General features: G+C 54.0%; 19 protein-coding genes and 2 pseudogenes. 13 read left to right on the forward strand and 8 right to left on the reverse strand.

Annotation, left to right across the window (positions count from 1 at the left end; all coding sequences use genetic code 11):
- Positions 1 to 53 precede the first annotated feature (53 nt).
- The 5 genes from M2403_RS16350 to M2403_RS16370 all read left to right on the forward strand — a co-directional run bounded on the left by M2403_RS16350 (position 54) and on the right by M2403_RS16370 (position 5,305).
- Complete coding sequence (locus M2403_RS16350; RefSeq protein ID WP_259230095.1) at positions 54 to 1,319, forward strand: ABC transporter permease; 1,266 nt, start codon at positions 54 to 56, stop codon at positions 1,317 to 1,319.
- 12 nt (positions 1,320 to 1,331) lie between these two features.
- On the forward strand, positions 1,332 to 2,171 hold the full coding sequence (locus M2403_RS16355; RefSeq protein ID WP_371819750.1) for an ABC transporter permease: 840 nt from the start codon (positions 1,332 to 1,334) through the stop codon (positions 2,169 to 2,171).
- Positions 2,172 to 2,257: 86 nt separating this feature from the next.
- Positions 2,258 to 2,992 (forward strand): SDR family NAD(P)-dependent oxidoreductase, encoded by a 735-nt coding sequence (locus tag M2403_RS16360; protein ID WP_152326703.1) that lies wholly within the window; start codon positions 2,258 to 2,260, stop codon positions 2,990 to 2,992.
- Positions 2,985 to 4,052, forward strand: a complete 1,068-nt coding sequence (locus M2403_RS16365; RefSeq protein WP_259230097.1) for a phosphotransferase — start codon at positions 2,985 to 2,987, stop codon at positions 4,050 to 4,052. The genes M2403_RS16360 and M2403_RS16365 overlap by 8 nt, the downstream gene beginning before the upstream one ends.
- Positions 4,046 to 5,305, forward strand: coding sequence for an aspartate aminotransferase family protein (locus tag M2403_RS16370; RefSeq protein WP_259230099.1), 1,260 nt, complete (start codon positions 4,046 to 4,048; stop codon positions 5,303 to 5,305). Before M2403_RS16365 ends, M2403_RS16370 begins: the two co-directional genes overlap by 7 nt.
- Positions 5,306 to 5,307: 2 nt before the next feature.
- Here M2403_RS16370 and M2403_RS16375 read toward each other — a convergent pair whose 3' ends face one another.
- On the reverse strand, positions 5,308 to 5,979 hold the full coding sequence (locus tag M2403_RS16375) for a GntR family transcriptional regulator (protein WP_259230101.1): 672 nt from the start codon (positions 5,977 to 5,979) through the stop codon (positions 5,308 to 5,310).
- A gap of 292 nt (positions 5,980 to 6,271) precedes the next feature.
- On the opposite strand from M2403_RS16375, the gene M2403_RS16380 reads away from it, so the two are divergent.
- Genes M2403_RS16380 through M2403_RS16395 form a run of 4 tightly spaced genes read left to right on the forward strand, consistent with a single transcriptional unit; the run spans position 6,272 to position 10,993 of the window.
- Positions 6,272 to 8,653: a DMSO/selenate family reductase complex A subunit gene (locus M2403_RS16380; RefSeq protein WP_259230103.1), complete on the forward strand. Its 2,382-nt coding sequence runs from the start codon at positions 6,272 to 6,274 to the stop codon at positions 8,651 to 8,653.
- A complete protein-coding gene (locus tag M2403_RS16385; RefSeq protein WP_152326699.1) occupies positions 8,650 to 9,270 on the forward strand; it encodes a DMSO/selenate family reductase complex B subunit in 621 nt (206 codons plus the stop codon). The genes M2403_RS16380 and M2403_RS16385 overlap by 4 nt, the downstream gene beginning before the upstream one ends.
- A 2-nt stretch (positions 9,271 to 9,272) precedes the next feature.
- Entirely contained in the window at positions 9,273 to 10,121 is an 849-nt protein-coding gene (locus M2403_RS16390) for a DmsC/YnfH family molybdoenzyme membrane anchor subunit (protein WP_152326698.1), read from the forward strand.
- A complete protein-coding gene (locus M2403_RS16395; RefSeq protein ID WP_259230105.1) occupies positions 10,121 to 10,993 on the forward strand; it encodes a 4Fe-4S binding protein in 873 nt (290 codons plus the stop codon). The genes M2403_RS16390 and M2403_RS16395 overlap by 1 nt, the downstream gene beginning before the upstream one ends.
- A 33-nt stretch (positions 10,994 to 11,026) precedes the next feature.
- Here the strand turns inward: M2403_RS16395 and M2403_RS16400 are convergent, their stop codons facing one another.
- The gene (locus M2403_RS16400; protein WP_152326815.1) at positions 11,027 to 12,499 is read right to left on the reverse strand and encodes a sugar porter family MFS transporter; all 1,473 of its coding nucleotides are present in this window, start codon (positions 12,497 to 12,499) and stop codon (positions 11,027 to 11,029) included.
- A 345-nt stretch (positions 12,500 to 12,844) separates the two neighbouring features.
- Between M2403_RS16400 and fabV the strand changes: the two genes are divergently transcribed.
- Complete coding sequence (gene fabV, locus M2403_RS16405; protein WP_259230107.1) at positions 12,845 to 14,041, forward strand: enoyl-ACP reductase FabV; 1,197 nt, start codon at positions 12,845 to 12,847, stop codon at positions 14,039 to 14,041.
- A gap of 73 nt (positions 14,042 to 14,114) precedes the next feature.
- Here the strand turns inward: fabV and M2403_RS16410 are convergent, their stop codons facing one another.
- A complete protein-coding gene (locus M2403_RS16410) occupies positions 14,115 to 14,420 on the reverse strand; it encodes a hypothetical protein (RefSeq protein WP_259230108.1) in 306 nt (101 codons plus the stop codon).
- Positions 14,421 to 14,743: 323 nt separating this feature from the next.
- Positions 14,744 to 15,112 (reverse strand): hypothetical protein, encoded by a 369-nt coding sequence (locus M2403_RS16415; protein ID WP_259230109.1) that lies wholly within the window; start codon positions 15,110 to 15,112, stop codon positions 14,744 to 14,746.
- Between the two features lie 94 nt (positions 15,113 to 15,206).
- Here M2403_RS16415 and M2403_RS16420 point away from each other — a divergent pair.
- Positions 15,207 to 15,796, forward strand: a pseudogene (locus tag M2403_RS16420) (sodium/glutamate symporter); the annotation flags it as partial.
- Positions 15,797 to 15,881: 85 nt separating this feature from the next.
- On the opposite strand, the gene M2403_RS16425 reads toward M2403_RS16420, so the two are convergent.
- The 3 genes from M2403_RS16425 to M2403_RS16435 form a co-directional block, all read right to left on the reverse strand.
- Positions 15,882 to 16,184: a TM2 domain-containing protein gene (locus M2403_RS16425; protein WP_152326695.1), complete on the reverse strand. Its 303-nt coding sequence runs from the start codon at positions 16,182 to 16,184 to the stop codon at positions 15,882 to 15,884.
- A 197-nt stretch (positions 16,185 to 16,381) separates the two neighbouring features.
- Entirely contained in the window at positions 16,382 to 16,687 is a 306-nt protein-coding gene (locus M2403_RS16430) for a DUF1471 domain-containing protein (protein WP_165059914.1), read from the reverse strand.
- A 298-nt stretch (positions 16,688 to 16,985) separates the two neighbouring features.
- Positions 16,986 to 17,246 carry a helix-turn-helix transcriptional regulator gene (locus tag M2403_RS16435; RefSeq protein WP_259230110.1) on the reverse strand — a complete coding sequence of 87 codons (261 nt, stop codon included), beginning with the start codon at positions 17,244 to 17,246 and terminating at the stop codon, positions 16,986 to 16,988.
- 741 nt (positions 17,247 to 17,987) lie between these two features.
- Here M2403_RS16435 and M2403_RS16440 point away from each other — a divergent pair.
- Positions 17,988 to 18,519: pseudogene (locus M2403_RS16440) on the forward strand (ferritin-like domain-containing protein).
- Between the two features lie 48 nt (positions 18,520 to 18,567).
- Positions 18,568 to 19,083, forward strand: coding sequence for a ferritin-like domain-containing protein (locus M2403_RS16445; protein WP_152326692.1), 516 nt, complete (start codon positions 18,568 to 18,570; stop codon positions 19,081 to 19,083).
- Positions 19,084 to 19,161: 78 nt separating this feature from the next.
- Here M2403_RS16445 and M2403_RS16450 read toward each other — a convergent pair whose 3' ends face one another.
- Positions 19,162 to 22,884, reverse strand: a complete 3,723-nt coding sequence (locus tag M2403_RS16450) for an autotransporter domain-containing protein (RefSeq protein WP_259230112.1) — start codon at positions 22,882 to 22,884, stop codon at positions 19,162 to 19,164.
- Positions 22,885 to 22,908: the final 24 nt, after the last annotated feature.

The raw sequence follows: 22,908 nt of genomic DNA on the forward strand, positions 1-22,908 counted from the left end.
TTGTGCTCAGCACCTGTGAAAAAAGAAATCAGAACCCGCAGCGGGAGAAAATTATGAGCCAGACCGAAATGCTGACGACACCGGTGCCGGACGACGCCGCTTCAGGGCCAACGCTGCGTCAGCGCCTGCGCAAAGTAGAAGCAGCGTATACGCGACGTTCTTTGTTGCTGATTGCGCCACTTTTGTTATTTGTGATTGTCAGCTTCCTGTTCCCGATTGCGTCCATTTTGGGCAAGAGCGTGACCAACCCGGAGCTTGGCGAAACCCTGCCGGAAACCGTGGCGCAGCTTGCGCATTGGGAAGGCAAAACTGTGCCGGATGAAGCGACGTTTTCCGCGCTGGTGACGGATCTGCGCAACGCCCGCAACAGCGGGCAGATGGCGACTATCGCCAAACGTCTGAGCTATGAGGATAACCGCTACCGGAGCCTGATCACCGGCACATTACGCCATGTGCCCGAAGGTACCGCGCCGGTCAAAGATGCGCTGATCCAGAGCATGCCGCTGTGGGGCGAAATGAGCACCTGGCAGACGTTGCAGCGCGCGGCGAAACCGCTGACTTCCTATTACCTGCTGGCTGCGTTTGACCGCAAAGTTGACGTCGATACCGGCAAAATTACTGCGCTGCCGCCGGACCAGGCGCTGTATGTTAACGTTCTTCTTCGCACCTTGTGGATGGCGCTGGTCGTCACGCTGTGCTGCGTTGCACTCGGTTATCCGCTGGCGTACTGGCTGGCGAAACAACCGGCCGGTCGCGCCAATCTATTGATGATTTTGGTGTTACTGCCGTTCTGGACATCGCTGATTGTCCGCACCGCCAGCTGGATTGTTTTGCTGCAATCCGGTGGTCTGATCAACCGCGCGCTGCTTTCCACCGGCATCATCGATCATCCGCTGGTAATGGTGTTCAACCGTCTCGGCGTTTACATCTCGATGACGCACATCATGCTGCCGTTCATTGTTCTTCCTTTATATGCCGTGATGAAAAGTATTTCGCCGAACTATGTTCGCGCGGCGATTTCACTCGGCGCGCATCCTTTCTCCGCGTTCTGGCGGGTGTATGTGCCGCAGACCTATGCCGGGGTCACGGCGGGTGCGCTGCTGGTATTCATGATGGCAATTGGTTACTACATTACGCCCGCGCTGCTCGGCGGGCCGGGCGATCAGATGGTCAGTTATTTTGTGGCGTTCTTCACTAATACCACGATGAACTGGGGAATGGCGGCGGCGCTCGGGAGCCAGTTGCTGGTGATTGTTGTGCTGCTTTATATCGTTTATATCCGCGTGACGCGCACCAAAGCCGAAGTGGCTGCGAACTAAAGGGGCCTGACCATGAAACACAGTATGAAACAAAAAGGGGCGCTGATTTTGCGGTTGTGGCGCTGGTGTTTCAACTTCTACAGCGCGGCAATCTTGCTGTTTCTGATTGTGCCGGTGCTGATCATTGTGCCGCTGTCGTTTAATTCCGGCTCGTTTCTGAGTTATCCGCTGACCGGTTTTTCGCTGCGCTGGTATCACACGTTCTTCCACTCGGATGAATGGCTGAGTTCGCTGGGAAACAGCCTGCTGATTGCGCCGCTGGCGACGATCCTGGCCACCGTTTTGGGTGTTCTGGCCTCTGTCGGATTAGTGCGCGGGGAGTTTCGCGGCAAATCTCTGGTGATGGCAATTCTGATTTCGCCAATGATTGCGCCGGTGGTGATCATCGCCGTCGGGATGTTCTTCTTCTTTGCCCGCGTTTCCCTGCTCAACAGTTATCTGGGGCTGGTGCTGGCGCACGCGCTGCTCGGCGTGCCTTTTGTGGTGATTACGGTTACCGCAATCCTCAAGAACTACGACCGTAATTTATCGCGCGCCGCCGCCAGTCTGGGCGCTTCGCCGTGGCGTGTATTTCGCAAAGTGACGCTGCCGCTGATTGCACCCGGCGTATTTTCCGGTGCGCTGTTTGCGTTTGCGGCCTCGTTTGACGAAGTGGTAGTGACATTATTCCTCGCCAGCCCGCGTCAGCGCACGTTGCCGATCCAGATGTTCGCCGGTATCCGCGAAAATCTTGACCCGACGATTGCCGCTGCGGCGTCGCTGATGGTCGGCGCATCGCTGATTTTGCTGCTGGTGATGGAACTGCTGCGCCGCCGGGGCGAACGCCTGCGCCATTCTTTCGCCGCACATTAAACATAAATGACTCAGAGGACTTTACAGGTCCTCTTTTTTTGATTATTCCTGATGCATCAAATATCAAAACGACAAGGACCTTCATCATGACTGAGAAAAAAACGTTACTGCTGACCGGGGCAAGCCGCGGTATCGGTCACGCAACGGTGAAACATTTTTATGCTGCAGGATGGCGGATTTTCACCGCGTCGCGTCAGAACTGGGTGGATGAATGTCCGTGGGCAGAAGGTTTTCTTAACCATATTCATCTGGACCTGGAAGACATCGACAGCGTGCAAAAAGCGTTGCCGATGATTAAAGAGCGCCTCGGCGGACGGCTCGATGCGCTGGTAGATAACGCCGGGATTTCGCCAAAAACGCCGGCGGGCGGGCGCATGGGCGTGCTCGGCAGCGATTACGCCACCTGGTTGCAGGTGTTCAACGTCAACCTGTTCTCGACGGCGATTCTGGCGACCGGATTATTTGATGAACTTAAGGCCGCGCAGGGCAGCATCATCAACGTTACGTCGATTGCGGGCAGCAAAGTGCATCCGTTTGCGGGCGTGGCGTATGCCTGTTCCAAAGCCGCACTTTCCACGCTGACCCGTGAAATGGCGCATGAGTTTGGCCCGCACGGCGTGCGCGTTAATGCGATTGCGCCGGGGGAAATCGATACCGCCATTCTGTCGCCGGGCACGCAGGAAATCGTCGAGCGCAGCGTGCCGTTACAGCGTCTGGGCAAAGCCGAAGAAGTGGCGTCGCTGATTTATTTCCTCTGCACGTCGGGCGCGTCTTATGTGAACGGCGCGGAGATCCACGTAAACGGCGGTCAGCATGTCTGAAACACCGTCACTGCTGACTACCGAAGTGCCGCGCGTCAGCCCGTTGCAGGCCGAAAACATCGCCGCGCAAATCTACGGGCTGGAAGGTTCCGCGCAGGTTTTGGGCGGAGAGCGCGACAGCAATTTTTGTCTGACCACGCTTTCAGGCCGCGCTTACATGCTGCGGTTTGTGAATCCGGCGGAAGTGCCGGAAGAAGTCGATTTTCAGACCGCTATTCTCAGTCATCTTGCCCGGCGCGACAGCCAGCTGCCGGTTCCGCGTTTGCAGGAAAGCCGCAGCGGCGAACTGACGCCGCAGGTCAGCGTCGCCGGGCAGAACCTGACTTTACGCGCCGTCAGTTATCTTCCGGGCACTGCGCAATTTCAGGTTCCGCGATCTCAGACACTGATGCGCGAACTTGGCGATACGCTGGCGCGTCTCGACATTGCGCTCAGCGATTTTGAACATCCCGGCGCAAAACGGGATTTATTGTGGGACATCAGCGATATGTCACGCCTCGAAGGCTGGATCCCGCATCTGACTGACCCGGAGCAGCGCCACACCATCAGCCGCGTGCTGGATATCCATCAGCAAAAAGTGGTGCCCGCCAGTCGCTTTTTGCGCAAGCAGGTGATCCACAACGATTTGAACGCGCACAACGTGCTGGTAAAAAGCGCAGACCCGCAGCGTCTGGCGGGGATTATCGATTTTGGTGATGCGCTGCGTGCGCCGCTCATCAACGAACTGGCAACGGCGCTGGCGTATCAGCTCGACAGCCAGGGCGAAAATCTCTTCCAGTATTGTCGCCCGATGATTGCGGCGTACACCGCCCGTCAGCCGTTGAGCGAGGCAGAACAACACGTTTTGCCTGAACTGGTGGCCTCGCGTCTTGCGCTGAGTCTGCTGATCGCCCAGCACCGCGCCGTGTTATATCCGCAAAATCGTGACTATATTTTGCGTAATCAGGCGCACGCGTGGGGCAGCTTATCGCGTCTGATGACGCTGTCGTTTTCGCAGACTGGCGAGATTTTCAGTCAGTCTTGTACGTCTGATTGGCCGTATAGGGAGCAAAAATGCTGACTCAGCAACAGGTTCTGGAAGGCCGCCAGCAGTGGCTGGGCGGCGGTTATCGTCTGTTTTATCAGGAACCGCTGCACGTCGTGCGCGGCGAAGGCGTCTGGCTGTACGACAGCGAAGGGCGTCGCTATCTGGATGCTTACAACAACGTGGCGTCCGTTGGGCATTGCCACCCGGCCGTTGTCGAAGCGATTGCCACGCAGGCGGCGCAGCTCAACACGCACACGCGGTATCTTAATGACGCCATCGTAGAGTTTGCTGAAGATTTTCTGACGGAATTTCCGCCGGAACTGCGCAATCTCACCATGACCTGCACCGGCAGCGAAGCCAACGATCTGGCGCTGCGCGTGGCGCGGCAAATCACCGGCGGGCAGGGCGTTCTGGTCACGCGCTGGGCGTATCATGGCGTCACCAGCGCACTGGCCGGACTTTCGCCTTCACTCGGTGACGGTTTTGAGCAGGGCAAAAATGTCTGGCTGATTGATGCGCCGGATACTTTCCGCCGCAAGGGCGCTTTCGCCGATGGCGTGGAACGGGCGCTGGAAGAAATGAAACAGGCTGGCTTAAAACCGGCTGCGCTGCTGCTGGACACTATTTTCTCCAGCGACGGCGTTTTCAGCCCTGAACCAGCCGAAATGCAGCGCGCGGTGGCGCGGGTGCGTGCGGCGGGCGGATTATTTATCGCCGACGAAGTGCAGCCCGGTTTTGGCCGTACCGGCAGCCAGCGCTGGGGCTTTGCCCGTTACGGCGTGATGCCGGATCTGGTGAGTCTGGGCAAACCGATGGGCAACGGCCATCCGGTCGCCGGGCTGGTTGGCAGGCCGGAACTGTTCGCGGAATTTGGCCGTCGTCAGCGTTATTTCAACACTTTCGGCGGCAATCCGGTTTCGTGCCGTGCGGCGCATGCGGTTTTGCAGGTTTTACGACGTGAAGAGCTGCAACAAAACGCGCAACGGACGGGGGAAATTCTGCGGGAAGGGCTGCTGAAACTGGCGGCGCGTTATCCGGTGATCGGCGATGTGCGCGGTGACGGTTTGTTTATCGGCGTGGAACTGGTGAGCGATCAGCACAACACGCCCGCGCCTGAGCTGGCAGCATTTGTCGTTAACCAGATGCGGCACAAGCAGATCCTGATCAGCGCTACCGGCCCGGCGGCGAACGTCCTGAAAATTCGGCCGCCGATGGTCTTTCAGCCCGAACACGCCACGCTGTTGCTGGAAACGCTGGCGGGCGTACTCGCAGATATCCCGCTCTAAAATCACCTTTCCCGGCTGGCGGCCAGGAATTTGACCATCTTCTGGCTGCCGTCGAGAATGTCTTCCTGAATGGCTTTTCTTGCCGTTGCGCTGTCGCCTTTGCGCAGTGCGCGCAAAATTTCTTCGTGATGTTCGATCGCCATCCGCTCGGAAAAATGTGCGTACGCCTGCGCAATCAGCGGGCCAGTGCGCATCCATAAACTGTCGATGAAATTACTCAGCAGCGGCATGCGCGCGCTTTCGGCCAGCATCAGATGAAATTCACTGTTGAGGCGCAGCGCCTCCGGCAAATCTTCACTACTGATGGCTTTGCGGTTGTTTTCAATGTTCTGTGCGATGCGCTGTAACTCATATTCGGTGACTGTCTGCGCCGCTTTTTCCGCCCCGAGACCTTCGAGATCTAAACGCAACGTGCGGATTTCCTGATACTGCTGTTCATCCAGCTGCGGAACACGAATATCTTTCGGTGTGCGCATTTCCAGCGCCTGCTCTTTTGCCAGCTGCAAAATCGCATCACGCACCGGCGTCACGCTGGTGCCGACCTGTTCCGCAAGTTCGCGGATCCGCAGACGGTCATTGGGTTTCAGGCGGCCGGTAATCAGGGCTTCGCGCAAGGTGGCGTAGACGCTGCTGCCCAGATAGGCGTGGTTAATTGAGCTGATGGGATAATTCAAAGTTCACCGTAGCAATAGAGTGCGCGCACCCGGATTAAGGAAGAATTCGTGGAAGCCGATTATACAACATGATGCATCAAATGTGACGGGCAGAAATACTCCGAAGTTTAATACCTATTCCGGGTGATGAGTAATGTGCGATACATCACGGTAATTAATACATAACCTTATGAAATTAAAAAATAATGCGCGTATACCCCGAAAGGAGAGGCCACCTGCGTGCGCGTTGATATCACACAAGGAAAAATTTGACTTACGCATGAGATGATTTTTTCTTTTGCGAGCTAATGTTATGAAAAATAATGAAGATTGTAAGGATCCCTCAGGCGTTAACCGCCGGGATTTTGTCAAACTCAGCGGCATGGTGGCTGCACTTCCTCTGATCGGCTTTAAATTTGCACATGCAGGCGGGAAAATCTCCGTCGCCTCACAGGAACTCCCCTCCTCACCGGAAAACATCGTTCCCACCTGTAGTTCATTCGACTGTGGTGGCAAATGTGATATCCGCGCCCATGTTCAGGAAGGCGTCGTTACCCGCATTTCCACCCGTCCGGATGCCGATCTCGACCCGGAAATGCCCATCATGCGCGCCTGCGTGCGCGGGCGCAGTTACCGGAAGTTTGTCTATCACCCTGACCGGCTGAAATACCCGATGAAGCGCGTCGGCAAGCGCGGCGAAGGCAAATTCGAGCGGATCAGCTGGGACGAAGCCACGACGCTGATTGCGGATAATCTCAAACGCATCACGGAAAAATATGGCCCGGAATCGCGCTATGTTCACGTCGGCACGGCGGTCAGCGGCAGCCCGTTCTCCGGCGATACCATGGTGCGCCGGTTGCTGAACCAGACCGGTGGTTATCTCAATACTTATCACTCGGTGAGTATGGGCAATACGGCGGCGGCGACGCCTTACACCTATGGCGCGGCAGCCAGCGGCAATACGCTGGATACGCTGGCGGACACGCCGCTGGTGATTTTGTGGGGACATAACCCGAATGAAACCATATTCGGGCATACCAACCACTATTTTCAGAAAATGAAACAGAACGGCACCCGGTTTATCGTGGTGGATCCGCGCTATTCGGATACGGCGGCTTCTCTGGCGGATCAGTGGATCCCGCTGCTCCCCTCCACCGACAATGCGCTGATGGACGCGATGATGTACGTCATCATCACGGAGAACCTGCATGATAAAGCGTTTGTTGAGCGTTACACCCTGGGTTTTGACGAACGTTCGATGCCAGAAGGCGTTCCGGCCAATGAGTCGCTGGTGGCGTACCTGACCGGCGCGAAAGACGGCGTGAAAAAGACGCCGGAATGGGCGGAAAAAATCACGCATGTGCCTGCGCAAACCATCCGCCAGCTGGCGCGTGATTACGCCACCACCAAACCGGCGGCGCTGATCCAGGGCTGGGGCCCGCAGCGTCACAACTGCGGCGAACGCACTGCGCGCGGTTCGACATTACTGGCGACGATCACCGGAAATGTCGGCGTGAAAGGCGGCTGGGCAGGCGGTTATGGCGGTGACAGCAGCCGTAAATTCACCGCCGGCGTGGAAATGCCGGACAATCCGGTATCGAAGAAAATCTCGGTGATGAACTGGGTGCAGGCGGCGGATGACGCCAGTAAAATCACGCCAGCGGACGGGCTGACCGGAGGCGACAAACTGGACAGCAATATCCGCATCCTGTTTTCGCTGGCGGGGAATTATCTGGCAAACCAGAACCCGGATATCCATCAGGCCGTCAAGGTTCTCGAAGATGATTCCAAAATTGAATTTATTGTGGCCAGCGACCTGTTCCTCACGCCCAGCGCGAAGTATGCCGATCTGCTACTGCCGGAAACCAGTTTTATGGAACGCTGGAATATCGGCGAGTCGTGGGGAACCGGTAACTACCTGATCCTTTCTGAAAAGCTGATAGAGCCGCAGTTTGAAAGCCGTACCGACTACGACTGGTTACGGGAAGTCGCGGGCAAACTAGGCGTTGAAAAAGAGTTCAGTCTCGGACGTACGGAAAAAGACTGGATCGTCAGCATCTGGGAGAAAACCCGTGAATCGATGCCGGAGGAGAAACTGCCGACCTTTGACGAGTTGCTGATCACCCGCCGTTATCTTTTTAAAGACAAACCGCATATCGCATTCGAAGCGAATATCCGCGATCCGCAAAACAATCCGTTCCCGACGCCTTCCGGCAAAATCGAGATTTTCTCAAAGCGTCTTTACGACATGCAGCACCCGGAAATCCCGGCGTTGTCGCATTACGTTCCGGCGCACGAAGGCCCGGAAGATGAACTTTCTGCCCGCTTCCCGTTGCAGCTGATCACCTGGAAAGGTAAAAACCGCGCGAACTCGACGCAGTACGCCAACCCGTGGCTGAAAGAAGTCCAGGAGCAAAAACTGTGGATCAACCCGGCTGATGCCATGCAGCGTGGCATTGCGCAGGGCGACAGCGTGCGCATTCACAACGATCGCGGCGTGACGCTGATCCCGGCGGAAGTGACGCAGCGCATCATGCCCGGCGTGGTGGCTTTACAGGCGGGCGCGTGGTGGCAGCCGGACGAAAACGGCGTTGACCGTGGCGGTTGCGCCAACGTGCTCAGTTCGGCGCGCATTACCGCGCTCGCAAAAGGGAATTCTCATCAAACCATGCTGGTGGAGGTTGTTAAAGCATGAGCCAATTTATAGATTACGCGCCGGTCAGTGACCGCCAGCTGGGTTTCTTTATCGACTCTTCCCGTTGTTCTGGCTGCAAGGCCTGTCAGGTTGCCTGCAAGGATAAAAACAATCTGGAAGTGGGCCGCCGTTTCCGCCGTATTTACGAAGTGAAAGGCGGCGGATTCGTACCCACCGGGCAGGGTGGCGTTTACAACAACGTCTACGCCTACACGCTGTCGATTTCCTGCAACCACTGCAAAGACCCGATCTGCACCAAAAACTGCCCGACTACCGCCATGCACAAACGTCCTGGCGACGGCATTGTGCGCGTCAATACCGACAAATGTGTCGGCTGCGGCTACTGCGCGTGGTCGTGTCCGTACGGTGCACCGCAGTTAAATCAGGAAACCGGCCAGATGTCGAAATGCGATTTTTGCGTCGATCTGCAAGCCGCCGGAGAACAACCGGTTTGCGTCGCGACCTGTCCGCTGGGCGCGATCAAATTCGGGCCAATTGACGAGTTACGCGCGCAATACGGCGACCTGTGCGACGTTCAGGGTTTGCCGGAGTCCACGCTGACGCAGCCCAGTCTGGTCATCAAACCGCATCAGGGCGCTGAAAAGGGAGGTAAATAATCATGCACGAATGGCCACTTATTATTTTCACTCTGCTGATCCAGAGTTCCGTCGGCATCACGCTGTTCACCACGCTGATCCTGATTTCCGGCGCGGACAAACTGAGCGCCAGAGAAAAGCATCGTCTTGCGCTGCCCGCCATGCTGACGGCGTTTATTGCCGGTGCGCTCGGGCTTATCGCGTCCACCGCGCATCTCGGGTATCCGCTCAACGCGTTGCATGCACTGAGCCATTTCAGCAGTTCGTGGCTGAGCCGTGAAATCGTTTTTGCCAGTGCGTATCTGGCGGCGCTGGGATTGGCGACGCTGATTGCGCTTCTGACCAAACGGGTGATCGCGCTGTTAATGGTGATTGCCGTTGCGATGGGCGCGGTGGATATCTTCTGCATGAGCGCGATTTACGTTCACGCTTCCGTTGTCACGTGGATGCACTTCAACACCTACGTGATGTTTGGCGGCACCGCGCTGACCCTCGGCGCGGTCAGCGGAATGTGGACACTGGCGGCTCGTCCGATGCTGGCGTGGGGAACGGTGCGCAGGCTGGCGGTGATGTCGATTGGCGTGCTGATCGCGATCACCGTTTTGCGCCTGCTGGTTCAGCCGGTTTACGGCAACTATCTGGCGAGCCTGGGCGGCGCGGATCTCATCACGTTCCCGCATCAGCCCCTGGAAGCTTACGGGCAGATGGCGGTCACGCGTTTTGCGGCCTGGGCGTTACTGATTGCAGGTGCGTGCGTGACGGCATTGTCTCTGCACACGCAGCGGTTCAGCCGCCTGCGGTTGCTGGCGGGCGCGGTGCTAATCCTTATTGCCGAAGTGATGTTGCGCTTTAACTTCTTTAGCATTCATTAATGAAACTGTTTTCGCTCAATGCCCGTCCGCCCGAAGCCGGTGCCGGACGGGCCTGCGTTCGTAACCAGCTTCCCCTCAACCCTTGCCAGGCCTGCGTGGATGTCTGCGGCGCGGGCGTCATAAAGGTAAACAACGGAAAGATTGAAATAGAAACCGCAGGCTGTACGGCCTGCGGGGCCTGTCTTTTTGCCTGTCCGGCCGGTGCGATTGAAGGCATTACGCCGCCGGAACGTGCTTACCGCGACGGCTGTCTGACGATGCCGCTGAGCCTGAGCGCGCCGTCAGTTAACGAACTGCTGATGTGGCACGTGCAACACCAGATACGCGGCGTCGAGATGGAGACCGGTGCGCATTCCGGCTGGCTTATGGCGGTTGCCGCGCTGAATATCTGGCTGAAAAAAACCGGTGAACCGCTGTGGAATCTACAGCCGCCTTCTGAAGAGACTCAGCAGGGATCGCGCCGTCACTGGCTGCGGATTAAAGACGATTCCCGCCAGACCGGCTACGTTACACCGGGCGGCAGGGCAAGACGCGCCAGCTTCCCGCAGGTCACTGAATATCGCATCGTGCTGGATCGCGAAAAGTGCTCGTTGTGCGGCGCTTGTGCGCGGGTTTGTCCCGAATCAGCGATGCATATCAGCAACACGTCTTTTACGCTGAACGCGGAGAAATGCACGGGTTGCGGCAACTGCGAAACCCTGTGCTTCGAAAAAGCGATCGGCGTGGAGAAAGATATCGCGGCGGGTTTAGAAATTTTGGAAACAACGGGCGCGGTGTGTACGACATGCCGCCGCCCGTTTACGGCATGGTCAGCAGATGAAAAACGGTGTCCGGTATGCCGGAAGCACCGTTTTAATATGCGTGAGGCGTGAGTGAAAGGCGCATCCCTGCGCCGGTGAAAAGGTTTAAACGCCTGCCTGCTCTGGCGCAGGGTCATCCTGTAAATGCTTTTTGAAGTGTTTCTCGATCTGTTCCAGCGTTTTACCCTGGGTTTCCGGGGCGAAAATCACCGCGAATATCCCGCCCGCCACGCCGATGGCGGCGAACGTGAAGAAGGACCAGGTCAGCCCGATGCTTTCGAGCATGATCGGAAACATAAACGCGATGGAGAAGTTCGTCATCTGCATGGCAAATACCGAGACGCCGTTCGCCATACCGCGGATGCGCATCGGGAACATTTCCGACAGCAACAACCAGGTGACCGGCGACAGCGCGCCCTGCTGGAAGCACAGGAAAATCAGCATCCCGCCGAGCACCAGATAACTTCGCACCGCATCAGGATGGCCGTTGACCGTTTCCGGCATCAGCCAGGTCACCAGCCCGATGGCAAGCAGCGTACAGGTGCAACCAATTTGCCCGGTGAGCAAGAGCGGACGCCGTCCGAAACGGCTCAGCAGCATGATCCCCACGAACGTCATGATCACCGAAATCACGCCGTTCGCGATAGTCGCCATGAGCGACGCATTGGTGCTCAGGCCGGTGGCCTGCAACATCGTCGGCGCGTAGAACATAATCGTGTTTACGCCCGACAGTTGCTGAAGCATCGCGACCCCGATCCCCAGCGCGACCAGCCGCTTCATCCACACGGAAATGGTCTTCTGGCGGCGTGAGTGTTTCTCACTTTTAGAACTCATGGAACTGCGGATTTCGCTCAGTTCTTTCTCGACTTTGCCCGCTTTACGGGTGCGTTCCAGCACGTCGCGCGCCTCGCGGTAGCGGCCATGCATGGCGTACCAGCGCGGTGTGTCAGGCAGGAATAACATGCCCACCCACAAAATCACCGCCGGAACGCATGCCACGCCGAGCATCCAGCGCCACGTCGTTTCGCCGCCCCAGACTTCGTTAATCGCCGCATTACTGGTGTATGCAATCAGCTGGCCGGAAACAATCATCAGTTCCTGCAAGGTTACAAACTGCCAGCGGCGGTTAGACGGCACAATTTCGGCGATATAAATCGGCACAATCGCCGCTGCGCCGCCGACGGCCAGCCCGAGAATGAAGCGGAAGATAATCATCAGCACGACGTTCGGTGCCAGCGCACAACCCAGCGAGCCGAGCATGAAAATCAGCGCCATTACGAGGATGATTTTCTTGCGGCCAAACCGGTCAGCGACACGTCCGGCGCAGATGGCTCCGATGGCGGAACCCAGTATCAGAAAACTGGTGACCATCCCGGTGGTCACCGAGGTCAGGTGAAGGTCGTGCTTCATAAACAGCAGCGCGCCCGCGATCACCCCTGTGTCGTAGCCAAAAAGCAAACCACCGAGGGTGGCGATGAACGCTATTACTTTTACCAGCGGTTCGGTCGGCTGCGGCGTTTTCTTCGCCTCGCTTTCCTGTCCGTCTTTGAGTTTGTCAGTCACAAGTGCTCCCTGTATTTCATTATTGTCGTTATGGAGTGTGATGCAGATCACACAACTATTAAACGTAATGCATGTTGAGGATTTTGGTAGGAAAAAGGGAAAATGAGTGGTTTGTGGCACGCCGGATGCTGAAATTTCGGAAAATACTGAACAGCGCGCAGGAGCGGGACGTGAACTGGATTACACTTGCTCACAGAGGATAGTCCGGTGGTTTTTTTATCCATTCGGGTAAAATTGAATCAGTTTTCACTTAAGAGAAGTCTGTTTACGATGGGATAAAGCAGCAGGTTTTGCCTGAAACGGCGCAAACCTATATTCTATCGGCCAATTTACTGAGACAGTTGCAACAATGAGGTCTATATGATTATCAAACCACGCATTCGTGGCTTTATCTGTGTTACTGCCCATCCGGAAGGTTGCAAGGCGAACGTTAAAGAACAAATCGATTACGTGACCGCACAGGGTAAAATCGACGGCGGCCCGAAAAAAGTCCTGGTGATCGGTGCCTCCACCGGTTACGGCCTCGCTGCCCGCATCTCCGCTGCTTTCGGTTCTGACGCTGCCACACTGGGCATCTTCTTCGAACGTCCGGGCGATGAATCTAAAACCGCCACTGCGGGCTGGTACAACTCTGCCGCATTCGAAGAATTCGCTGAAGCAAAAGGCCTGTATGCTAAAAGCATCAACGGCGACGCGTTCTCTGATGAAGTAAAACAGAAAACCATCGAACTGATTAAACAGGATCTCGGTCAGGTTGATCTGGTGGTTTACAGCCTGGCAGCGCCACGCCGTACCCATCCGAAAACCGGTGAAGTGTTCAACTCCACCCTGAAGCCAATCGGTAAGCAAGTGACTATCCGTGGCATCAACACCGATAAAGAAACCATTAACGAAACCACGCTCGAACCTGCAACGCCGGAAGAAATCGCCGGGACTGTTGCGGTGATGGGTGGCGAAGACTGGCAGATGTGGATTGAAGACCTGAAAGCAGCCGGTGTGCTGGCGGATGGCGCGAAAACCACGGCCTTCACCTACCTGGGTGAAGAAGTGACGCAGGACATCTACTGGAACGGTTCTATCGGCGAAGCGAAAAAGGATCTGGACAAACGTGTTCTGGATATCCGCAGATCACTGTCAGAACAGCACGGCGACGCACGCGTTTCCGTTCTGAAAGCCGTTGTGACTCAGGCGAGTTCTGCCATTCCTGTGATGCCGCTGTACCTTTCCCTGCTGTTCAAAGTGATGAAAGAGAAGGGCACCCACGAAGGGTGTATCGAACAGGTTTACGGCTTGTACAAAGAGAGCCTGTACGGCGCTTCTCCGCTGCTGGACAACGAAGGCCGTCTGCGCGCTGACCTGAAAGAGATCGCGCCAGAAGTGCAGGAAGAAGTCGGTAAACTGTGGGACGAAGTCACCAACGATAACATCGCTGAACTGACGGATTTCGCAGGTTACAAAAGCGAATTCATGCGCCTGTTCGGCTTCGGCCTGAACGGCGTTGATTACGCCGCCGACACCAATCCGGACGTGAAAATCAAACATCTGATCCAGATGTAATCTGATTTAACGCGCAACGATTGCTGAAAACCCGGTTCTGCCGAATGGCGGAGCTGGGTTTTTTTGTGGTATATCAGGATGTTGAAACAACTCCAGTTTTGGGTGGAATAAATAGTAATGATATAACGGCAATGAGAGTTAAAAAATCAACTCCCAAAGAGATGAGGTTAACGCCGGCTAAATAATTGATTCGTTCAGAAATAACAGAAGCAATTGAAATAATTAGCGAAATCAATACCGGTTTTTTTACACCAATATCATTAAGTCGTTGGGACATGATGATAAAATAAGCAACAATTGCTGCTGCATATATCACAGTTAGCGTCATTCCATATCCATAAGAGATTTCGAATGCTTGTTCCAGGTATTTTTTTTGCATCTGTGATTCCGTTCTGCCAGATGAAAAAAACTGTACAGCAAAAGATGTGAGTATTAATGCAGCAATAAATACGCCTGCATAGGATAGAAAGAAGGATGTCCGATTTCTTTTTTTTCTAAGAAGATTCATTTTATGGAGGTTTCTCGTTGGTGAGTATTATGTGGTGAGTGAAACTATTATTTTGATTGAAATTCAAACACTTAGTGTTTTTGACTTTTTCCCCATAAATAATTACTGGAAGCGAGATTACATTTAATTGTTAATAATCCAACATATCCAGACTACCGAAGCGTTTTAATATCAGACTCACATTGTGATGAGAGTTACTTTGCAAGGTTATGTTCACTTACTCTAATCAAGGCCTGATGAAATTGACCTACGGTTAAATCTACGATAACAGGGGGTTTTATTCCGCGTAGCCAATCTATAAGGCAATTAATCCCAAGGAGGTCTAAACCTTCCGAGTGGAAAAGGTATTCGTTATCCTGTAAGCCAAAAAGAGATCTGAAACTTAGTTCTTCTGTATCGAGGCTAACTCCGAAAAACTTTTGTGCTGCCTCTAAAAAATATTCTCCATCATCCCCGGAAACTCCGAGGTCATGTTCAATACGGGTGTTTTCGTCGATAAAATCATTACGGCACCCGGTTTCCTCCCTGATGAAATCAATGACGTCACAAAGTGATGGTTTCAAAACTGAATTCCTTTTGCATTAAGTCAATTTAAGCCTGCATATGCTAAGTGAATGCTTGCTGTATCGCAACTTAAGTCAAATTATTTTGCGATGAATTGATGGTTTTACAGGGAGTTTTCAGATGAGCCGGTGCGCCGTTTCCGGCGGCGTCGCGGACGATACCGCGGATCCGATGTTATTTGAAAAACCGGGAGCTGCGCGCGAGATCACGCCGTTAATATTTGTGGAAACCATAGCGTTAATCGCGATTTGTCTGAGCGCGGGAAGGTTTGTATCAGACCTTATGCAAGGCTACTCGCTTGAGGTGCCCACTTTCGTTTATGTTTTATTTATCGGCGTGATACTCAGCAACACGTTGTCCTGGTTGGGTTTTATCGTGTTTTTGAACACGCTGTCTCGATTTTCGGGAATGTGAGTTTGTCTCTTTTTCTTGCGATGGCGCTGATGAGCCTGAAACTCTGGGAGATTGCTTCGCTGGCGTTACCGATTATGGCGATCATGTTTGTTCAGACCGTCACCATGGCGCTGTATGCGATTTTTATTACGTACCGCGTGATGGGTATAAATTATGATGCGGTTGTTTTAGCATCCGGACACTGTGGCCTCGGGCTGGGCGCGTTCTTTATCGATATCGTTAATGTCATCGTGATTAAGTTATTTTTACTGCTGCCTATATATTCTTAGTGTTAGAAACAGATGAACAATGCTTTAGGCACCAAACAAAAAAAGCCACTTAATCAGTGGCTTTTATCGTGACGGATGAGTCAGTTCAGCCGTATTTCTTGGCAAAATTCTCATCTGAATCGCATAAGTAAATAATGAACTCAATGAATGCGATTATTGACGGAATAAACGTCCAGCAGAAAATGAGGTATAAGAAACCTTGCCCGATTTTGCCTAAGTAAAACTTGTGGACGCCGAAACCCCCTAAAAAGAATGCTAATAAAGCTGCCGCAATTCTGCTTTTAGTCCCCTGCGTATTAATGCCTTGAGTGGCTCCGCAGTGAGGACATGCTTTGGCAGACTCGTGGATCTCCTTTCCGCATCCTCTACAAAAAACCATCGATCCCATTTCCTATCCCTTTCCTTATTTGTTGTTATTCGGGCTAATCTTACCCGTTCTTTACATTAAGAAAAAGAGAATGATGGGCGTTGATGGCGCAGAGTGTTCCCTTCAGTTGATGGCAAATAGCCATTCTGAGAATTAAAAAATGCCGCAAACCTTCCCGGTATGCGGCATTTTCATTTCAACACTGCTGTTGTAATCCATTAGCCATAAGCCACTTTGTGGTTGATATGGTAGAAGGTCGCCGTTGCGGTCATAACGTGCTGATCTTCCTTGCCCGGTTTGTGCGATTCCACATTGGTGATGTGGTAGCCGACGGCACCGGCGTCTAACGCTTTTTTAACAAACGCGCTGTTGAGTTCTTCCATGGACGTAGCCCAGGAAACCGTGGTCACGCCGACGGCTTGCAGGGAGGCTATTTCACGATGCGATAATCCGGCGCGCACCAAAACAGGCTTAACAGCTTTTGGATAGAATATGGATAAAACATCATTTACTAAGCCTTTCATGGATTTACTCCTCACTAATACAGTCTCTATACCCGGATGATTCGGGTATTCAGAATGTGCCGTAATAATCAGAGGCGATTGCGCACTTGAGATATTTATCCGGCACAATGCCAATAAACACCTTTTCATGTTGCGACCTTTAGCTTTAATTGCTAATTCATTGTTAAGCAAACTTCCGCCACAATTAACGCAGTATTTAAAGAGGATATTTACAGTGGGTTACAGGTTCGGTGTTTTTGACATGAACAAATAAAAGGGCGCATTTAGCACCCTTAATCTTATTTCCTCAAACCTGTTTTTAAATCGGGTTCGCCGCGCGCGGCGGTCGCTGCATCAGCTCATGGGTGACAGGATGGTAATAGCGACCCGGCCAGATGACGGAAGGGGGAATACCCAGCGCCTGACCAATCAGCATTTCACCTTTGGGCCACGGTCTGGAAAGCGCATTTGAAAGCGTCGAAGAACTCAGACCGGCAGCGCGGGAAACGGCGGCAAGCGTCGTGCCTTTCTTGCGTAACGCGGCAATGATATCGGCCTGATGCCAGTCCTGATTAGTCATAACGGTTTGCTCCTGTGTTGGCTTGCGCAGGAACCGCGGTGCAGAAGGGCAGAAAAGTGGGGCTATGCGATAGTTTCATTGTCTTACTCTCTGGTTTGTTAATTTAACCACCGCCAGAGCTGCGAAACTCTTAATGGTGGTAGCTCAGACAAGGTTCGCAGTACCGGTACAAACCAGAAACCCGGCCAACCCGAGGGTTGCCCTGCCTGAGCCACCATTGAATGTGCAAACACGAAATCGGTGTTTGACAGGTACAAGGAAGCCCAACACATAATTATCACATATGTGTTACTGGTTTAGTATTCAGGCTGCGAAACCCGGCTGCGGATTTTGCCGCAGCGGGCGCACTATAGCGTAATACAAAGAAGTAAACCAACAGGCTTAATGCGAAATTGAGGTTTGCTTTCCAGAGAAATTTCAAGCGTTGCAGTGAGTTACATTCTTTACTTCCCATTGCAGAAAATGCGTTTGACGGTGAACAAACAAAACGAACGCACTTCCTGTATTCATGACGTCATGAATGGATGTTTGCTTTTTAATATAAAAGCGATGTTATTTTTTTCTGTTGTCGGTAAATAATATTATCGTCATAGCAGGCAGGGAGTTAGCGTATTTAGTGATGAATAAAAAACGATTTTTATTTTATATTTCTGATGAGATAAGTCTCAAACAAAATTTACGGGGCTCAAAGGGGCTACGCTTAATGAGTTAATAAATTCGCCTCCATAAAAAGGAACTATAATGTCTATTACAACCTTAAAAGAATTATTTATTCATGATTTATCTGATGTTTATAGTGCTGAACGTCAGATAACCAAGGCGCTGCCTAAAATGGCCCGTGCCGCCACTGACCCTAAACTGGTCGATGCTTTCAAAACACACCTTGAAGAAACGCAGGGACAGATTGAAAGATTAGATCAGGTCGTTGAGTCTTCTGATGAAATTCGCCTTAAACGTATGAAATGTCATGCGATGGAAGGGCTGGTAGAAGAAGCGCAGGAGCTGATTGATTCTGTTGAAAAAGGCGAAGTGCTGGACGCCGGGCTTATCGGTGCTGCCCAAAAAGTTGAGCATTATGAAATTGCGACTTACGGAACCAGTTGAGCATTATGAAATTGCGACTTACGGAACCTTAGCCGCGTTGGCGAAAAAACTGGGATATTCTCAGGCTGCGAAATTACTTGAAGAAACATTGCAGGAAGAAAAAGACACCGATAAAAAATTAACGGTTATTGCGGGTTCACAACCCGTGACTAAAACTGCAAAGAGTTAATTGCGCACGAACTATTACGTAACGTCCCCTATAATGAAAGGAATAACAATGAGCAAATCTAAAGCGCAGGAAAATTATATTGACTGGGTGCGTGACGCGCATGCAATGGAAAAACAAGCAGAAACCATGCTGACTAAAATGGCGGACCGGCTTGAACATTACCCGCTTTTACAGCGCCGCATCCAGGAGCACATTGTGGAAACACAGGGCCAGCAGAAACTGGTTCAGGATGTGCTGGATCGCCTCGATACTTCCCATTCGGTGATTAAAGATGTTGCCGCGAAAGCCACGGCGATGGGACAGTCGTTGAGCGGAATGTTTGTCAGCGATGAAGTGGTGAAGGGCGGGATCAGCGGCTATGTGTTCGAGCATTTCGAGATTGCCTGTTACAGCGCCCTGATTGTTGCCGCCGAAGCCGTGGGTGACCTGCAAGGCGCACAGACGTTTAGGACGATCAAAGTTCAGGAAGAGCAAATGGCGAAATGGCTGGAAGAGAATCTTCCTGCAGTAACGCAGCGTTATCTCGCCCTGCTTGAAAACCCGGATGTCGATGCAAGTCGCTAGTTCCCGGCCTAAACCACGCACCCAATCCCGCATAAAAAAAGGGCGCTTTCGCGCCCTGTAACTCTTTTCTTAAACGCCTCAGAATCCGATATTCACCCTTACCATGATCATCTGCGAACGGCTGCGCGCATCATCCAGCCCCAGCGTTCCCTGATACGCGATGCCCGGCGTAATGTTATGTGGCAGCAGGAAATCCAGCCCCATGCCCAGCACGATATTTTCCTGACTGTCGCCGAAAACATCTGCGCTCCAGCTGTCATTGCCGCTGTCCGCATACCCGAGACGGGCGCGTCCCTGATCGCTGAAGGCGTGCGTGTATTCGACACGACTTTGCCAGCGCAACATCGACCAGGTCAGCGGCAACGCGTACTGCGTCCGGATCCCAACGGCGCCGGTGACGTCATTCAGCACTTGTGAGGCAAAGGCTAAATCATAGGCGTCGGCGTTCGATTCGGTGTAGCTGTTCAGACGGGTGCGCGATAATTGCAGACGTCCGTAAGGGGAAATAAGCAGGTCTGGCAGGCGGTAATCGTAACCTGTGGTGACTGCGCCAAATACCTGATAACCACCACGGTCGCCGCGTGCGTAGTGATCCATTTCTGTTACGTAGCGGCGGCTGTCATAGTCCAGACGGCTATAGCCGAGCAGGCCATCGATAAAGTAGTTGTCCGGATGATAACTGCCATAAAACGCTGAACTGACGGAGCGCCCGTTGCTGCGGGAGCCGCTGTCCCCAATGTCGCTGACGTCCCGGCCAAAACCCATCCCCATACCTGCGGTAAATGCAGGGGTGAACTGATAGTCTGCGCCGGTGCTGATCCCCACCAGCGTATGGCTGAAACTCACGCCGTCTTTGCCGGAATGACCAAAGTCGACAAAGCCACCGGTCCAGTAATTGATGCGTGAATTATTGCGGTTGAGCGGATGCTGTGCGGAGGTTTTATCTGTCAGCTGGGGCAATTCGGGGGTCTGACGGTTATTTTCCCAGGCAGAATTCCACAGCGTATCGTCAAGTCCGCGTTCTTTTTTAGACGACGGCATGTTGAAGCGGATACCGTTCATCCCGCTGTGAACACTGGCCGGATTGTGCAGGGTTTCCAGACGATCGCTGAAGTTACGGATCTGAGCGCGCGCAAAATTCTGCGCCGACTGAATCTGGGCACTGACCAGACCGAGAACATCTGGATCTTTTGACGGATCAGGGCGTCCTGCGATGGTGAATGTCACTGTCGCAGGCGCAGATTGTGAATCTTGCCTCAGCAGCACATAACGCAGAGCCACGGTGCCGGAAGCCTGACTTGCAGCATCAAAATCCAGATAGACGCTGTTTTCACTCTGTCCGAGCGTGGCGTTACCTAATGTTTTTGGGGGTAAATCAACAAGGCGCGCGCCGGTGAACGGGCCGCCTGTGGCGCTTTCGGTCAGGTTAACGCGCACTGATTTACCGGCCAGTACGGAAGCGGCATGGCTCGCACCCACCGGCTCCGCAGTGATGATATTGAGTGTATACGTGACCTGACCGGTTACGCCGCTGGCATCCGTTGCCGTCAGCGTGAAATTGCTGTTGCCTGCGGCGGCTGGCGTCCCGCTCAGGGTATCGCCAGCCAGCGCTAATCCGGCCGGTAAAACCCCAGAAATGCGGTACTGATAAGGCGCTGTGCCGCCGGAAGCGCTGAACGTCTGACGGTAACTTGTGCCTGCACGACCCTCCGGCAACGCCCCGCTGGCGGGCGTAAATGCCAGCGTCGTGGCGGTAACGTTAAGTGTGACCGTCGCCTGTGCCGCGCCAAAATTGTTGGACGCGCTGTAGATGAAACTGTCGCTGCCGGAATATCCCGCGACAGGCGTATAGCGGATTTTCAGGCTTTGGATCCGCGCAGTGCCGTGTGCGGGTTGTTGCACAATGGCAAGCGACGTTACTGCGCCGCCGGATAACACCGGTTCAATCAGATTCTCACGGGTATTGGCGACCACGGATGATGACACCGCGCTGACGACCGGTGCCTGACCGGCAACGATAAGCTGATAACTGACCGTGCCGGTGATCCCGGAGTTATCCGCAGCGCTGACCTGAATTGTATAGCGACCAGATACCGTCGGCGTTCCGGAAATTTCGCCGGTGCTGGCGCTGATTGTCAGGCCGGCGGGTAGGCCGGACGCGCTGTAGGTGTAAGGCGAAGTGCCGCTGCTGGCCGTGATGGTCTGTGACCACGGCGTGCCCGCCGTGGCAGAAGACAATGTGCCGCTGGCCGGTGTGAAGCTCAGCGTCACGTTGGTCACATGGAGGCTGACGGTGGCTGGCGCAGAGGTTCCCCAGTTATTGCTGGCGGTATAGGTGAAGGTATCCGTGCCTGAATATCCGGCAACGGGCGTATAACTCAGGGATGTGCCGGAAGCGACCGCCGTACCATGAAGGGGGGCGGTGGCAACGGTGACCGACGCCGCCGCTCCGCCGGAAAGTGAGGGCACAATGGCATTATTGCTGCTGTTCCCGGTGACGGTCGTGCTGACCGCATTGGCAACCGGCGCCTGCCCGGAAACCGTTATTGTGTAGTTTTGCGTCCCCGACGCGGCGTTCGCCGTATCCTGCGCAATAATCGCAAAATGATAACTTCCCGCCGCTGCCGGTATTCCCGAAAGTTCGCCAGCCGGTGTGAACGTTAAACCTGACGGTAATGTGCCTGATATCGAGAAACTGTAATTGCCCGAACCGCCGCTTGCCGTGAATGTCTGGGCGTAAGCGGTGCCGGAAATCGCTGCTGCGAGCGTCGCGGGGGAAAGGGTTATCGTGGGCGCAGAAATTGTCAGGCTGATGGACGCCGGAGTGGACGTTCCCCACGAATTGCTGGCGGTATAACTGAAACTGTCCGCGCCAGAATAGTTGCTTGCAGGTGTGTAAGTGGCGGTGGTTCCCGTGATGGCAACGGAGCCGTGTGCGGGCGGAGACGTTACCGCCACCGATGTGGCTGTTCCGCCGGAAAGGGGCAGCGTGATGGCGTTATTGCTGCTGTTAAATGCCACGCTGGCGTTGTTCGAACCTGCGACCGGTGGCAGCCCGCTGCGTTGCACCACTACGGTATAGGCGGAAGTGGTTGTCCCGTCTCCCGCCGTAACGACCACGCTTAATGTGTTATTACCTTCGCTTAACGCAACCGCACCGGATGCGCTGCCCGATGTGACGGAAACGCCGTTCACGGTGACGGTTGCCGTGTTATTGCTGGTGGTTGGCGTCAGAGAAATGCGGGTGACGCTGTTGGCCACAACCACGTTGTAAGACGAGGTGCCGGAGGAAAACGCCGGAGACAGTGAACCCTGAGAGGCCGAAAGCGCCGAAAGGCTGGCGTCTGTTGATACGCTGGCCGCAGAGGTACAGGAAACCGTGAGCGGGCTGAGGTAGCCGTGGCTGGTCGTCATGCGAAACCGGAGTCCGGCACTCACCAGTTGCGAGCCCGTGACGGTATAAGTATGTGTTCCCGCCATACCGCCGGAGCCTGCTGTGGGGTAATAGGTTGTGAACGTGCTCATCCCGTAGTTCGTCAGGCCGAAACTGTCGGTATTCGTGTTGTCACTGTTCACGCCAGCACCGGAGTCGGTAAACGTCAGGGTCAACGTATCACCGGCGTCAAACTGGCTGGCCTGATAAGCCTGTGCAGCGAATGTCGCGGAGGTAAACGTTGCGTTATTCAGTGCGGTACAGCCTGCGGATTGTGCGAAGGCCGATGATACCGAAACTAAAGACAACAGAAGAAAAGTGCAGACAAAACGGGCACAGCCGCCTGTTGCGCGATGAAGGCGAGTCATGGTTATTCCCTGAGATAATCAGAC

Origin of the sequence: Rahnella sp. BIGb0603 (assembly GCF_024808755.1) — a bacterium.
In the GTDB taxonomy this organism is placed as follows: Bacteria; Pseudomonadota; Gammaproteobacteria; order Enterobacterales; family Enterobacteriaceae; genus Rahnella; species Rahnella contaminans.